We start from the raw sequence: 13,615 nt of genomic DNA, 5'->3' as shown, positions 1-13,615 counted from the left end.
GCCTGATCAGTCGAAGGCCGCGGCGTTGGCGGCCCGGCGCGCGAGGACCTCGTCCCGCCGGTCCGCCGACTGCCGCAGCGCCGCCTTCCGTTCCCGGCCGGAGAGCCGGTCCAGGTAGACCTGCCCGTTCACGTGGTCGGTCTCGTGGGCGAGGCAGCGCGCGAAGTAGCCGGTGCCCTCGACGAGGAGCGGATTGCCGTCCTTGTCCAGGCCCCGCACGACGGCCCGGTCGGGCCGCGGTACGGCCATCACGGCGCCCGGCACCGACAGGCACCCCTCGCCCTCGTCGAGCAGCCGCCGCGCGGCCGGGTCGAGGGGCTCCAGTACCGGATTGACCAAGTGTCCGACATGTCGGACGCCGTCGTCGTCGGGGCAGTCGTACACGAACAGGCGCAGATCGACCCCCACCTGATTCGCCGCCAGCCCGGCTCCCTCCGCGACGTACATCGTGCGGAACATGTCGTCGATGAGCGCGGCGAGGTCGGGTCCGAACTCGGTGACGTCCCGGCACGGCTTGTGCAGCACCTCTTCACCGACCTCGGTGATCCGACGCACCGCCCCGCGCCGGGCCTCCGGCGCGAGCGGCGGATACGAGGCGGTGGGCCGCCCCTGCACGAACACACTCGGCATGACGTTCTCTCCTTCGGCTCGTGGACGGGCCGGCGGGAGCCGACCCGCGCCGAGCATGCCAGGAGACCCCGGAGCGCCGCGAGAACGCGAAGGGCCGCGGGAGTGTGTGACCGCGAGAGCGTTAATGCTCGGGGGCTTCGAAGGCCTGCGGGACTCCAAGGCCCGCGAGAGGGCGAAGCGCCGTGGTTCGCCGAAGCGCCGTGGCACGCCGAAGCCCGCGAGCGCGCGGGAAGGCCTGGAGACCCCGAAGGCCTGCGGAACCCCCAAGGTCCGCGAGAGCGGGAAGAGTCGGCGGGCCTCGAAGCCTGCGGGACCCCGAAGGCCCGCGAGAGCGGGAAGGGTCGGCGGACCTCGAAGGCCGGCGAGATCTTGAAGCCTGCGAGACCTCCAAGGCTCGCGAGAGCGCGAAGGGCCGCAGCCCCCGAGCGGCTGTGGCCCTTCGTGCGGATGTGCCCGAGCTCTACAGCACGCGCACCGCGCCGCTCGGCGGGTCGTACGACAGCGGCTTCATGACGACGCCGGTGGACGAGTTCTGCGCGCCGACGAACATGCCGTCGCCCACGTAGACGCCCACGTGGTAGGCGCTGCCCGCGCCGCCCCAGTACAGGATGTCGCCCGGCTGGAGGTTGCTCAGCGAGACCTGGGTGCCGGCGGTCGACTGGGCCTGGGAGACGCGCGGCAGGTCGATGTTGACCTGCTTGAAGGCGGCCTGCACCAGACCGGAGCAGTCCCAGGAGTTGGGACCGGTGCCGCCGGAGACGTAGGCGTCGCCGATCTGGGCCTGCACGAAGGAGACGACCGCGGCGGCCGAACCGGTGGCCGTGGACGTGCTGCTGACGCTGCCGCCCGTGCCGCCGGAGGAGCTGTCGGAGGAGCCGGTGTCCACCGAGGCGCTCAGGGTGGCGCGCTCGGCGCTGCGCGCGGCGCGCTCGGCGGCGTCCTTGCGCGCGGCCTCCTGGGCCTTCTCCTTGGCCTCCGCGGCCTTCTTCTTGGCCTCGGCGAGGTCGGCCTTGGCCTGCTTGGCTGCCTGGGCGGCGGCGGCGTCGCGCTCGGCCTGCAGCTCGTAGCTCGCGGCCGCCTGCTGAGTGACGTCCGCGGACTGGGCCACCTGAGCGGCGAGGTCGGCCGTCAGGGTGGGCAGTTCGAGGGTCTGCGTCACCGGCTCGGCCGCGTTGGCCGAACCCGACGCCCCGGCCACTGCCAGGGTGCTGAGGACGCCACCGGCGACTCCGGCCCGCATCGCGATGGTCGACGCGCTGCGGCGGGGCTTCCGGTGGCTGCGTATGTGAGCGGTGTGGGACATAGGGACAACCGGTATCAGTAGCTCCTCCATACCTTCAAGAAACGTGTCCTGCGCCACAGTTGTTCAATCGGCCACCGAATCCCGGGCGTGTCGCCCCTTATTGACGCCCTAACGGACATTGCGGGCGGGTCGTAACCGGCCTGTGATCACGGTCTTTGATCGTTACGCCCGAATTGCCCCGCGCTTACCACTGGTTGGCACGGTTGGCCAAGCCCGGTTCTCAGGCGCCTCTCATGAATGTGGCGCAGGTCACGGAACGGTTACTCCGGCGGACGCGTCCCCCGCGCGGAGGCCGGCCCGGCCGGTGTCCGCGACGCTCGTGAACGCGCGCACGTGTTCACATCGCACCCCCGCCTCCCCCCGACGTGTGAACGGACTCCACTACCAAGGGATCCCGTCCAGCACCAATTTGCATGCAAGGGAAGCATCTTGATATGGAGACGCTCGTTGCGAGCCCTCTCTGGCCAGCGGCGATGAACAAAAATGTCACCTCTGGTGATCAGCTGAACGCTTCTTGTGTGAAGATCACCGCTCATCCGACTTCATGATCCTTCGTCAGGTGGTGGAGATCACAAAGCTTGTGCAATACCCCGTGTCGCAGATCACAGAGTCGCAGGCATAAGATGCGGAGCAGTTGGGCTTGTGACCTGCTTCACATGTTCGCGATCTTCGCCGGGACAAGCGGGGCTCGTGGTGCTGCTGGGGCGGTGGTGAGTCCGATGCAACCGCCAGCAGTCAGTGCCGACTGAGAGGAGCGAGGAGCGGTGAACGCGTATGCGCCCATCCTCGTACTGGGAGCCCTCGGGGCAGGCTTTGCGATCTTCTCCGTGGTCATGGCCACGCTGATCGGTCCGAAGCGGTACAACCGGGCGAAGCTCGAGGCCTACGAGTGCGGCATCGAGCCGACCCCCACGCCGGCCGGTGGCGGGCGCTTCCCCATCAAGTACTACCTGACGGCGATGCTCTTCATCATCTTCGATATCGAGATCGTCTTCCTCTACCCCTGGGCCGTCACCTTCGACGCCCTGGGGATTTTCGGGCTCGTGGAGATGCTGCTCTTCGTGCTCACCGTCTTCGTCGCGTACGCGTACGTATGGCGGCGCGGCGGCCTGGAATGGGACTGAGGGGCCTTTGACATGGGACTCGAAGAAAAACTGCCGAGCGGCTTCCTGCTGACCACCGTCGAGCAGGCCGCGGGCTGGGTGCGCAAGTCGTCCGTCTTCCCCGCCACGTTCGGCCTCGCCTGCTGTGCCATCGAGATGATGACCACCGGCGCCGGCCGCTACGACCTGGCGCGCTTCGGCATGGAGGTCTTCCGCGGTTCACCGCGGCAGGCGGACCTGATGATCGTGGCCGGCCGGGTCAGCCAGAAGATGGCGCCGGTGCTGCGGCAGGTCTACGACCAGATGCCGAACCCGAAGTGGGTGATCTCCATGGGGGTCTGCGCCTCCTCGGGCGGCATGTTCAACAACTACGCGATCGTCCAGGGCGTCGACCACATCGTCCCGGTCGACATCTATCTCCCCGGCTGCCCGCCCCGGCCCGAGATGCTGATGGACGCCATCCTCAAGCTCCACCAGAAGATCCAGAGCTCCAAGCTCGGTGTGAACGCCGAGGAAGCGGCCCGCGAGGCGGAGGAAGCGGCGCTCAAGGCCCTGCCCACCATCGAGATGAAGGGGCTGCTGCGGTGAGTGACGCCGACAACACCACGGGTGACGCGAACGGGGTGAACCCCGAGAAGGACCTGTCCGCGGAGAACCTCCCGGGCCAGCGCGGCCAGGGCGGTGAGGAGATCCGCGTCCAGCGCGGGATGTTCGGCGCCAACAACGGCGGCGACACCTCCGGCTACGGCGGCCTGGTCCGCTCCGTCCGACTCCCCGGGCCGGCGAGCAGGCCCTACGGCGGCCCGCGCGGCGCAGACGGATACGGAGATTTCGACGAGCTCGCCGACGAGCTCGAGGGCGCCCTGGAGGAGCAGGGGCTCCTGCCGGACAACGCCATCGAGAAGACGGTCGTCGACCGCGACGAGCTGACCTTCCACATCGAGCGCGAGCACCTGGTCCGCGTCGCCCGCACCCTGCGCGACGACCCGGCCCTGCGCTTCGAACTGTGCACCGGGGTCAGCGGAGTCCACTACCCGAACGACAAGGGCCGCGAGCTGCACGCCGTCTACCACCTGCGCTCGATCACCCACAACCGGCTGCTCCGCCTGGAAGTCAGCGCCCCCGACAGCGACCCGCACATCCCGTCGCTGGTCTCCGTCTACCCGACGAACGACTGGCACGAGCGCGAGACGTACGACTTCTTCGGCATCGTCTTCGACGGTCACCCGGCCCTCACGCGGATCATGATGCCGGACGACTGGCAGGGCTTTCCGCAGCGCAAGGACTACCCCCTCGGCGGCATCCCCGTCGAGTACAAGGGCGCCCAGATCCCGGCTCCGGACCAGCGGAGGTCGTACTCGTGAGCAGCACACAGTCAGCGTCCGCGGCTTCGGCGCGCGAGACCACCGAGGGCACCGTCTACACGGTCACCGGCGGCGACTGGGACGAGGTCGTGCAGTCGGCGGCCCGCTCCGACGACGAGCGCATCGTCGTCAACATGGGCCCCCAGCACCCGTCCACCCACGGCGTGCTCCGTCTCATCCTGGAGATCGACGGCGAGACGGTCACCGAGGCCCGCTGCGGCATCGGCTACCTGCACACCGGCATCGAGAAGAACCTCGAGTACCGGAACTGGACGCAGGGCACGACGTTCGTGACGCGCATGGACTACCTGACGCCGTTCTTCAACGAGACGGCGTACTGCCTGGGCGTCGAGAAGCTCCTCGGCATCGAGGACCAGATCCCGGACCGGGCCTCCATCATCCGCGTGCTCCTGATGGAGCTGAACCGGCTCTCCTCCCACCTGGTGTGCATCGCCACCGGCGGCATGGAACTCGGTGCCACCACGATCATGATCTACGGCTTCCGTGATCGTGAACTGATCCTCGACATCTACGAGCTGATCACCGGCCTCAGGATGAACCACGCGTACATCCGCCCGGGCGGACTCGCCCAGGACCTGCCACCCGGTGCGGTCGACCAGATCCGCGCGTTCGTGAAGAAGATGAAGAAGAACCTCCCGGAGTACGACAAGCTCGCCACCGGGAACCCCATCTTCAAGGCCCGCATGCAGGACGTCGGCTACCTCGACCTGGCCGGCTGCATGGCCCTCGGCGCCACCGGCCCCGTCCTCAGGTCCACCGGCCTGCCGCACGACCTGCGCAAGACCCAGCCGTACTGCGGCTACGAGACGTACGACTTCGACATCCCGACCGCCGACACCTGCGACTCCTACGGCCGCTTCCTGATCCGGCTGGAGGAGATGCGCCAGTCGCTGCGGATCGTCGAGCAGTGTCTGGACCGGCTGCAGCCCGGTCCGGTCATGGTCGCCGACAAGAAGATCGCCTGGCCCGCCCAGCTCGCGCTCGGACCGGACGGACTGGGCAACTCCCTCGACCACATCAAGAAGATCATGGGCACCTCCATGGAGGCCCTGATCCACCACTTCAAGCTGGTCACCGAGGGCTTCCGCGTGCCGCCGGGACAGGCGTACACGGCGGTCGAGTCACCCAAGGGCGAGCTCGGGGTGCACGTCGTCTCCGACGGCGGCACCCGCCCCTTCCGGGTCCACTTCCGCGACCCGTCCTTCACCAACCTGCAGGCCATGGCGGCGATGTGCGAGGGCGGCCAGGTCGCCGACGTCATCGTCGCGGTGGCGTCCATCGATCCCGTGATGGGAGGCGTCGACCGGTGACCACCTCTTCTTCGGAGCGGGGCGTCAGCCTGGGCATGCCGGAACTGCCCGCGCCCGCCTACCCGGACGACGTCCGGGCCCGGCTGGAGTCCGACGCGCGCGAGGTCATCGCCCGCTACCCGGACTCCCGGTCCGCCCTCCTGCCGCTGCTGCACCTCGTGCAGTCGCAGGAGGGCCACGTCACGCGCACCGGGATGCGGTTCTGCGCGGACATGCTGGGCCTGACCACGGCCGAGGTCACCGCGGTCGCGACCTTCTACACCATGTATCGGCGCGGGCCGAGCGGTGACTACCAGGTCGGGGTCTGCACCAACACGCTGTGCGCGGTCATGGGCGGCGACGCGATCTTCGAGTCCCTCCAGGAGCACCTGGGCGTCGGCAACGGCGAGACGACCGAGGACGGCAAGGTCACCCTGGAGCACATCGAGTGCAACGCGGCCTGCGACTTCGCGCCGGTCGTGATGGTCAACTGGGAGTTCTTCGACAACCAGACCCCGGCGAGCGTCAGGCGCCTCGTCGACGACCTGCGCGCGGGACGGCCGGTGACGCCCACGCGCGGTGCGCCGTTGTGCACCTTCAAGGAGACCGCCCGCATCCTGGCGGGCTTCCCCGACGAGCGGGACGGCGCCGTCGCGGCCGGCGGCAGCGCGGGTCCCGCTTCCCTGGCCGGCCTGAAGCTGGCCAAGGGCGAGGCGTCCGCCGCGCGCGTGGTCCACCCGCGGGACGGCGGGCCGCACGACGCACCGCAGGACCGGGCCGTGCACGACCCGTCCCCGACGGAACACCTCAGCTCGCACGACGCGCCGCAGGACACATCGGCCTCCGACCCAGCCCACCCGGCAGGGCCTACCGCCGAGGAGGGGGAGTGATGACCTTGGCAGCCGAGATCAAGGACACCAGCCCGGAGAAGCTGCTCGCACCCGTGCTGTCGGCCTTCTGGGACGAGGACGAGTCCTGGACGCTGGACGTGTACCGGAGGCACGAGGGCTACGAGGGGCTCCGCAAGGCGCTGGCGATGTCGCCGGACGACCTGATCGCGTACGTCAAGGAATCCGGTCTGCGCGGACGCGGCGGCGCGGGGTTCCCCACCGGGATGAAGTGGCAGTTCATTCCCCAGGGGGATGGCAAGCCTCACTATCTAGTTGTCAACGCCGACGAGTCGGAGCCGGGGACCTGCAAGGACATCCCGCTCCTCTTCGCGAACCCGCACAGCCTCATCGAGGGCATCGTCATCGCGTGTTACGCCATCAGGTCTTCGCATGCCTTCATCTATCTGCGTGGTGAAGTCGTCCCAGTGCTGCGGCGGCTGCACGAGGCCGTGCGCGAGGCCTACGCGGCCGGCTTCCTCGGCGAGAACATCCTGGGCAGCGGACTCGACCTCGAACTCACCGTGCACGCGGGCGCGGGCGCGTACATCTGCGGTGAGGAGACCGCACTGCTCGACTCGCTCGAAGGCCGCCGGGGTCAACCGCGGCTCCGTCCCCCCTTCCCTGCCGTCGCGGGCCTCTACGCGTGCCCGACTGTGGTGAATAACGTCGAGTCGATCGCATCGGTTCCCGCGATCCTGAACAAGGGCAAGGACTGGTTCAGGTCGATGGGCAGCGAGAAGTCCCCGGGCTTCACGCTCTACTCGCTCAGCGGCCACGTCGCGGGCCCCGGCCAGTACGAGGCCCCGCTCGGCATCACGCTGCGCCAGCTCCTCGACATGAGCGGCGGCATGCGCCCCGGTCACCGGCTGAAGTTCTGGACACCGGGCGGCTCCTCGACGCCGATGTTCACCGACGAGCACCTCGACGTCCCCCTCGACTACGAAGGAGTGGGCGCCGCCGGTTCCATGCTCGGCACCAAGGCACTCCAGTGCTTCGACGAGACGACCTGCGTCGTGCGGGCCGTCACCCGCTGGACCGAGTTCTACGCGCACGAGTCCTGCGGCAAGTGCACACCGTGCCGCGAAGGCACGTACTGGCTCGTTCAGTTGCTGCGTGACATCGAGGCCGGCAAGGGCTCGATGAGCGATCTCGACAAGCTGAACGACATCGCCGACAACATCAACGGCAAGTCCTTCTGTGCCCTCGGCGACGGTGCCGCCTCGCCGATCTTCTCCTCGCTCAAGTACTTCCGCGAGGAGTACGAGCAGCACATCACGGGCCGCGGCTGCCCCTTCGACCCGGCCAAGTCGACGGCCTGGGCCGACCGCACGGAGGTGAACGCATGACCGTACAGCAGTCTGTGAGCGGCTCCGCCGCGGGCCAACGCCCCGCGGGCGGGGGAGAGGCGGCGGTCCCGCCGGAGGACCTCGTGTCGCTGACGATCGACGGCGCCGAGATCAGCGTGCCCAAGGGCACCCTGGTCATCCGGGCCGCCGAACAGCTCGGCATCGAGATCCCCCGGTTCTGCGACCACCCTCTCCTCGACCCGGCCGGCGCCTGCCGCCAGTGCATCGTCGAGGTCGAGGGCCAGCGCAAGCCCATGGCGTCCTGCACCATCACCTGCACGGACGGAATGGTGGTGAAGACCCACCTCACCTCGCCGGTCGCCGAGAAGGCCCAGCACGGTGTGATGGAGCTCCTGCTCATCAACCACCCGCTGGACTGCCCGGTCTGCGACAAGGGCGGCGAGTGCCCGTTGCAGAACCAGGCCATGTCGCACGGCCAGGCCGATTCCCGCTTCGAGGGCAAGAAGCGGACCTACGAGAAGCCCGTGCCGATCTCCACGCAGGTGCTGCTCGACCGCGAGCGGTGCGTGCTGTGCGCCCGCTGCACCCGGTTCTCCAACCAGGTGGCGGGCGACCCGATGATCGAGCTGATCGAGCGGGGCGCGCTCCAGCAGGTCGGCACCGGCGAGGGCGACCCCTTCGAGTCGTACTTCTCCGGCAACACCATCCAGATCTGCCCGGTCGGCGCGCTCACCTCGGCGGCGTACCGGTTCCGTTCCCGTCCCTTCGACCTGATCTCCTCGCCGTCCGTCTGCGAGCACTGCTCCGGCGGCTGCGCGACCCGCACCGACCACCGGCGCGGCAAGGTCATGCGGCGGCTCGCGGCCAACGAGCCCGAGGTCAACGAGGAGTGGATCTGCGACAAGGGGCGCTTCGCGTTCCGGTACGCGCAGCAGCGGGACCGGCTGGAGACCCCGCTGGTGCGCAACGCCGAGGGCGACCTGGAGCCGGCCTCCTGGCCGGAGGCCCTGCAGATCGCCGCCCAGGGACTGCTCGCCTCGCGGGGCCGGACCGGCGTGCTGACCGGCGGCCGGCTCACCGTCGAGGACGCCTACGCGTACAGCAAGTTCGCGCGCGTGGCGCTCGACACCAACGACATCGACTTCCGCGCGCGCGTGCACAGCTCGGAGGAGGCGGACTTCCTCGCCTCCCGGATCGCCGGACGCGGCCGTGACCTCGACGGTACGGGGATCACGTACACGGCGCTGGAGGAGGCGCCCGCCGTCCTGCTGGTCGGGTTCGAGGCCGAGGAGGAGGCGCCCGGTGTCTTCCTGCGGCTGCGCAAGGCCTGGCGCAAGCACGGACAGAAGGTCTTCTCGCTGGCCACGCACGCCACACGGGGCCTGGAGAAGGCCGGCGGCACCCTGCTGCCCGCCGCTCCCGGCACCGAGACCGAGTGGCTGGACGCGCTGGCGAGCGGCATCGGCCTGGAGGGTGACGGGGCCCGGGCCGCCGAGGCGCTGCGCGCCGAGGGCGCCGTGATCGTCGTGGGTGAACGGCTGGCGTCCGTGGCCGGTGGCCTCACCTCCGCCGTACGGACCGCCTCCGCGACCGGCGCCCGACTGGTGTGGATCCCGCGCCGGGCCGGGGAGCGCGGCGCGATCGAGGCGGGCGCGCTGCCGTCGCTGCTGCCGGGAGGGCGCCCGGCGACCGACCCGCGCGCGCGTGAGGAGGTCGCCGCGGTCTGGGGCCTGGCCGCCCTGCCGCACCGCTACGGCCGCGACACCGGCGAGATCGTCGAGGCGGCGGCCCGGGGCGAGCTCCAGGCGCTGCTGGTGGCGGGCGTGGAGGTCGCCGACCTGCCCGATCCGGCACGCGCGCGTGCGGCACTCGCCGAGGCCGGTTTCGTGGTGTCGCTGGAGCTGCGGCCCAGCGAGGTCACCGAACTCGCCGACGTCGTCCTGCCCGTCGCCGCGGTCGCCGAGAAGGCCGGAACCTTCCTCAACTGGGAGGGGCGGGTGCGCTTCTTCGAGGCCGCGCTCAAGCCCGACCAGATGACCCGCCGCCTGGCGCCCACCGACGCGCGGGTCCTCCAGATGCTCGCCGACGCCATGGACGTACACCTGGGCCTGCCGGATCTGCGCACGACACGCGCGGAGATCGACCGGCTCGGTCCCTGGGGCGGGCCGCGGGCCGGTGAGCCGCTGCACACCGCGAGCGCGCTGCCGCGACCGGCCGCCGGGGAGGCCGTGCTGGCCGGACACCGGCTGCTGCTCGACCAGGGTGTGCTCCAGCAGGGCGACGAGGCACTCGCCGGTACCCGGCACGCCGCACACGCGCGCGTGTCGGCCGCCACGGCCGCCGAGGCGGGCGTCAAGGACGGCGACCTTCTGGCCGTGACCGGCCCCGCCGGCGCCGTCGCGCTCCCGCTGCGGGTCACCGAGATGCCGGACCGGGTGGTCTGGCTGCCGCTGAACTCGGCCGGCGCCGGCGTCGCCTCCGACGCCGGGGTGCTGCCCGGATCCCTCGTCCGCATCGGCCCGGCGACGTCCGCGGGCGTGGCCCCCAAGGAGGTGGAGGCATGAGCCCGACCCTCGCTGCTGAAGACCTCTCGATGTTCGGCACCGACCCCTGGTGGCTGGTCGTCGTCAAGGCGGTCTTCTGCTTCGCGTTTCTCATGGTGACCGTGCTGTTCTCCATCGTGTGGGAGCGCAAGGTCGTCGCCTGGATGCAGCTGCGCATCGGACCGAACCGGCACGGCCCCTGGGGCATGCTCCAGTCGCTCGCCGACGGCATCAAACTGATGCTCAAGGAAGACGTCGTCGTCAAGCGCGCCGACAAGGCGGTGTACGTCCTCGCGCCGATCGTCGCGGCCATCCCGGCCTTCATGGCGATCGCGGTGATCCCCTTCGGGCCCGCCGGCAACGAAGTCTCGATCTTCGGTGAGCGCACCGCCATGCAGCTCACCGACCTGCCGATCGCCATGCTGTTCATCCTGGCGGTCGCCTCGGTCGGCATCTACGGCATCGTGCTCGCCGGCTGGAGTTCCGGATCGACGTATCCGCTCCTCGGCGGCCTGCGGTCCTGTGCGCAGATGATCTCCTACGAGATCGCGATGGGCGCCGCGTTCGCCTCGGTGTTCCTCTACTCGGGCTCCATGTCGACGTCGGAGATCGTCGCGCAGCAGACCGACCGCTGGTACATCGTGCTGCTGCCGGTCTCCTTCATCCTCTACATCGTGACGATGGTCGGCGAGACCAACCGCGCCCCCTTCGACATGCCGGAGTCCGAGGGCGACCTGGTCGGCGGCTTCAACACCGAGTACTCGTCGATCAAGTTCGCGATGTTCATGCTCGCCGAGTACGTGAACATGGTGACCGTCTCGGCGGTCGCCACCACCCTCTTCCTCGGCGGATGGCGGGCACCGTGGCCGGTCAGCACCTTCTGGGAGGGCGCCAACCACGGCTGGTGGCCGCTGCTCTGGTTCGTGGTCAAGGTCCAGTTGCTGCTGTTCTTCTTCATCTGGCTGCGCGGCACGCTCCCGCGCGTCCGCTACGACCAACTGATGAAGCTCGGCTGGAAGGTCCTCATCCCGGCCTCCCTGGTCTGGCTGATGCTGGTCGCGACCGTGCGGGCCCTGCGGAACGAGGACTACGAGTTCACCGACATCGCCCTCTACATCGGTGGCGCGGTCCTGGCCCTGCTGGTGCTGTCCTTCGTCGTGGACATGTACCGCGACAAGGGCAAGCAGGCCGAGGCCCCGGTCGAGGAACCGGCAGCCTTCGACCCGATGGCCGGCGGCTTCCCCGTACCGCCGCTGCCCGGACAGGAGTTGCCGCCGGTGCCGCGACGCCGTCCGCGCCGGGAGCCGGAGCTGATTGTCAGTGGTGGGCCCGATACTCAGAGTGACGGATCTCTGGGCGGATCTACGGATGGAAAGGAGGCGTCCGATGGCTGAGGAACCGAAGGAGACCGACCCCGGTTTCCTGAACCCCGTGGCCGGCTTCGGCGTGACCTTCAAGGCCATGTTTAAGAAGCGGCTGACCGAGCAGTACCCGGAGCAGCGGAAGACCACCGCTCCGCGTTTCCACGGACGGCACCAGCTCAACCGCCATCCGGACGGCCTGGAGAAGTGCGTCGGCTGCGAGCTGTGCGCCTGGGCGTGTCCCGCCGACGCGATCTACGTGGAGGGCGCCGACAACACCGACGAGGAACGCTACTCGCCGGGTGAGCGGTACGGCCGCGTCTACCAGATCAACTACGCCCGCTGCATCCTGTGCGGCCTGTGCATCGAGGCGTGCCCCACACGCGCGCTGACGATGACCAACGAGTTCGAGCTGGCCGACTCCAGTCGCGCCAACCTCATCTTCACCAAGGAGCAGCTGCTGGCCGGCCTGGAGGAGGGCATGGTCGACTCGCCCCACGCCATCTATCCGGGCACGGACGAGCAGGACTACTACCGGGGCCTGGTGACCGAGGCCGCCCCCGGCACGGTCCAGCAGGTCGCCCACTCCAAGGGAGAGGTGGTCCAGGAGGCCGCCTCGACCTTCGGTGCGCAGGAACCGGCCTCGGAGGAGGTGATCCGCCGATGAGCGCACAGCTCGCCGCCTACTCCACGTCCACCGGAGAGGCCGTGCAGTTCTGGATCCTCGGCACCGTCGCGGTGATCGGCGCCCTGTGCACCGTCTTCATGAAGAAGGCCGTGCACAGCGCGCTCTGCCTCGCCGGGACCATGATCGTCCTGGCGGTGTTCTACCTCGCCAACGGTGCCTACTTCCTCGGCATCGTGCAGATCGTCGTCTACACCGGCGCCATCATGATGCTGTTCCTGTTCGTGGTGATGCTCGTCGGTGTCACCGCGGCGGACTCCCTGAAGGAGACCATCAAGGGCCAGCGCTGGCTGGCCCTGCTGTCCGGGCTCGGCTTCGGCATCCTGCTGATCGCCGGCATCGGCAACGCGTCCGTCACGGAGTTCACCGGCCTCGCCCAGGCGAACGCGAACGGCAACGTGGAGGGCATCGCGTCCCTCATCTTCACCAAGTACGTCTTCGCCTTCGAGATCACCGGCGCCCTGCTGATCACGGCCGCCGTCGGTGCCATGGTGCTCACCCACCGAGAGCGCACCGAACGGGCCGCGACCCAGCGCGAACTGGCCGAGCGGCGCGTCCGCGAGGGCACGCACCTGCCGCCGCTGCCCGCACCCGGCGTGTACGCCCGGCACAACGCGGTCGACATCGCGGGCCTGCTGCCCGACGGCACTCCGTCCGAGCTCACCGTCAGCAAGACGCTGCGCGAGCGGGGCCAGATCCGTGACGTGTCGATGGAGGCGCTCAACGATCTCAAGGCCCTGGAGCAGCGGGCCGAGGAGCGCCTGGAGCGCAAGGCGGTCGAGCCGGCGCACTTCAAGCGGTCCGAGGAGGCGTCGAAGTGAACCCCGTCAACTACCTCTATCTCGCAGCCCTGTTGTTCACGATCGGCGCCACCGGCGTGCTCATCCGGCGCAACGCGATCGTGGTCTTCATGTGCATCGAGCTCATGCTCAACGCCTGCAACCTCGCGTTCGTCGCCTTCTCCCGGATGCACGGCAACCTCGACGGCCAGATCATCGCCTTCTTCACGATGGTCGTCGCCGCCGCGGAGGTCGTGGTCGGGCTCGCGATCATCGTGTCCCTGTTCCGTTCCCGCCACTCGGCCTCGGTCGACGACGCCAGCCTGATGAAGCTGTGAGG

13 protein-coding genes are annotated in these 13,615 nt (G+C 69.4%); 11 read left to right on the top strand and 2 right to left on the bottom strand.

Annotation, left to right across the window (positions count from 1 at the left end; all coding sequences use genetic code 11):
- Positions 1–6 precede the first annotated feature (6 nt).
- Both def and RM812_RS28940 read right to left on the bottom strand, forming a co-directional pair.
- The gene (gene def / locus RM812_RS28945; RefSeq protein ID WP_311578591.1) at positions 7–630 is read right to left on the bottom strand and encodes a peptide deformylase; all 624 of its coding nucleotides are present in this window, start codon (positions 628–630) and stop codon (positions 7–9) included.
- Between the two features lie 460 nt (positions 631–1,090).
- Complete coding sequence (locus RM812_RS28940; RefSeq protein ID WP_311578588.1) at positions 1,091–1,933, bottom strand: C40 family peptidase; 843 nt, start codon at positions 1,931–1,933, stop codon at positions 1,091–1,093.
- A gap of 764 nt (positions 1,934–2,697) precedes the next feature.
- Here RM812_RS28940 and RM812_RS28935 point away from each other — a divergent pair.
- Genes RM812_RS28935 through nuoK form a run of 11 tightly spaced genes read left to right on the top strand, consistent with a single transcriptional unit; the run spans position 2,698 to position 13,613 of the window.
- Positions 2,698–3,057 (top strand): NADH-quinone oxidoreductase subunit A, encoded by a 360-nt coding sequence (locus RM812_RS28935; protein ID WP_003974383.1) that lies wholly within the window; start codon positions 2,698–2,700, stop codon positions 3,055–3,057.
- A 12-nt stretch (positions 3,058–3,069) separates the two neighbouring features.
- Entirely contained in the window at positions 3,070–3,624 is a 555-nt protein-coding gene (locus tag RM812_RS28930; RefSeq protein WP_018528252.1) for a NuoB/complex I 20 kDa subunit family protein, read from the top strand.
- Positions 3,621–4,400: an NADH-quinone oxidoreductase subunit C gene (locus RM812_RS28925; RefSeq protein WP_311578571.1), complete on the top strand. Its 780-nt coding sequence runs from the start codon at positions 3,621–3,623 to the stop codon at positions 4,398–4,400. The genes RM812_RS28930 and RM812_RS28925 overlap by 4 nt, the downstream gene beginning before the upstream one ends.
- Entirely contained in the window at positions 4,397–5,731 is a 1,335-nt protein-coding gene (locus tag RM812_RS28920) for an NADH-quinone oxidoreductase subunit D (protein ID WP_311578568.1), read from the top strand. Before RM812_RS28925 ends, RM812_RS28920 begins: the two co-directional genes overlap by 4 nt.
- Positions 5,728–6,600 (top strand): NADH-quinone oxidoreductase subunit NuoE, encoded by an 873-nt coding sequence (nuoE, locus tag RM812_RS28915; protein WP_311578566.1) that lies wholly within the window; start codon positions 5,728–5,730, stop codon positions 6,598–6,600. The genes RM812_RS28920 and nuoE overlap by 4 nt, the downstream gene beginning before the upstream one ends.
- Entirely contained in the window at positions 6,597–7,946 is a 1,350-nt protein-coding gene (gene nuoF, locus RM812_RS28910; RefSeq protein WP_311578563.1) for an NADH-quinone oxidoreductase subunit NuoF, read from the top strand. Before nuoE ends, nuoF begins: the two co-directional genes overlap by 4 nt.
- Positions 7,943–10,471: an NADH-quinone oxidoreductase subunit G gene (locus tag RM812_RS28905; protein WP_311578559.1), complete on the top strand. Its 2,529-nt coding sequence runs from the start codon at positions 7,943–7,945 to the stop codon at positions 10,469–10,471. The genes nuoF and RM812_RS28905 overlap by 4 nt, the downstream gene beginning before the upstream one ends.
- Positions 10,468–11,844, top strand: a complete 1,377-nt coding sequence (nuoH, locus tag RM812_RS28900) for an NADH-quinone oxidoreductase subunit NuoH (protein WP_311578556.1) — start codon at positions 10,468–10,470, stop codon at positions 11,842–11,844. Before RM812_RS28905 ends, nuoH begins: the two co-directional genes overlap by 4 nt.
- Positions 11,837–12,478 carry an NADH-quinone oxidoreductase subunit NuoI gene (gene nuoI / locus RM812_RS28895; RefSeq protein ID WP_311578553.1) on the top strand — a complete coding sequence of 214 codons (642 nt, stop codon included), beginning with the start codon at positions 11,837–11,839 and terminating at the stop codon, positions 12,476–12,478. Before nuoH ends, nuoI begins: the two co-directional genes overlap by 8 nt.
- Positions 12,475–13,317, top strand: coding sequence for an NADH-quinone oxidoreductase subunit J (locus RM812_RS28890; RefSeq protein ID WP_311578551.1), 843 nt, complete (start codon positions 12,475–12,477; stop codon positions 13,315–13,317). The genes nuoI and RM812_RS28890 overlap by 4 nt, the downstream gene beginning before the upstream one ends.
- The gene (nuoK, locus tag RM812_RS28885; RefSeq protein WP_003974374.1) at positions 13,314–13,613 is read left to right on the top strand and encodes an NADH-quinone oxidoreductase subunit NuoK; all 300 of its coding nucleotides are present in this window, start codon (positions 13,314–13,316) and stop codon (positions 13,611–13,613) included. The genes RM812_RS28890 and nuoK overlap by 4 nt, the downstream gene beginning before the upstream one ends.
- Positions 13,614–13,615 lie beyond the last annotated feature (2 nt).

The sequence above is a fragment of the Streptomyces lancefieldiae genome, from assembly GCF_031845825.1.
GTDB classification, from domain to species: domain Bacteria; phylum Actinomycetota; class Actinomycetes; order Streptomycetales; family Streptomycetaceae; genus Streptomyces; species Streptomyces lancefieldiae.
Note: the sequence above shows the minus strand (reverse complement) of the source record. Positions and strands in the feature narration are given on the sequence as shown.

Bases quoted from the DNA above. Each gene is read 5' to 3' on its own strand.
- nuoH (WP_311578556.1), top strand. From the start codon at position 10,468: ATGAGCCCGACCCTCGCTGCTGAAGACCTCTCGATGTTCGGCACCGAC.
- RM812_RS28905 (WP_311578559.1), top strand. From the start codon at position 7,943: ATGACCGTACAGCAGTCTGTGAGCGGCTCCGCCGCGGGCCAACGCCCC.
- RM812_RS28940 (WP_311578588.1), bottom strand. From the start codon at position 1,933: ATGTCCCACACCGCTCACATACGCAGCCACCGGAAGCCCCGCCGCAGC.
- RM812_RS28890 (WP_311578551.1), top strand. From the start codon at position 12,475: ATGAGCGCACAGCTCGCCGCCTACTCCACGTCCACCGGAGAGGCCGTG.
- def (WP_311578591.1), bottom strand. From the start codon at position 630: ATGCCGAGTGTGTTCGTGCAGGGGCGGCCCACCGCCTCGTATCCGCCG.
- RM812_RS28930 (WP_018528252.1), top strand. From the start codon at position 3,070: ATGGGACTCGAAGAAAAACTGCCGAGCGGCTTCCTGCTGACCACCGTC.
- nuoI (WP_311578553.1), top strand. From the start codon at position 11,837: ATGGCTGAGGAACCGAAGGAGACCGACCCCGGTTTCCTGAACCCCGTG.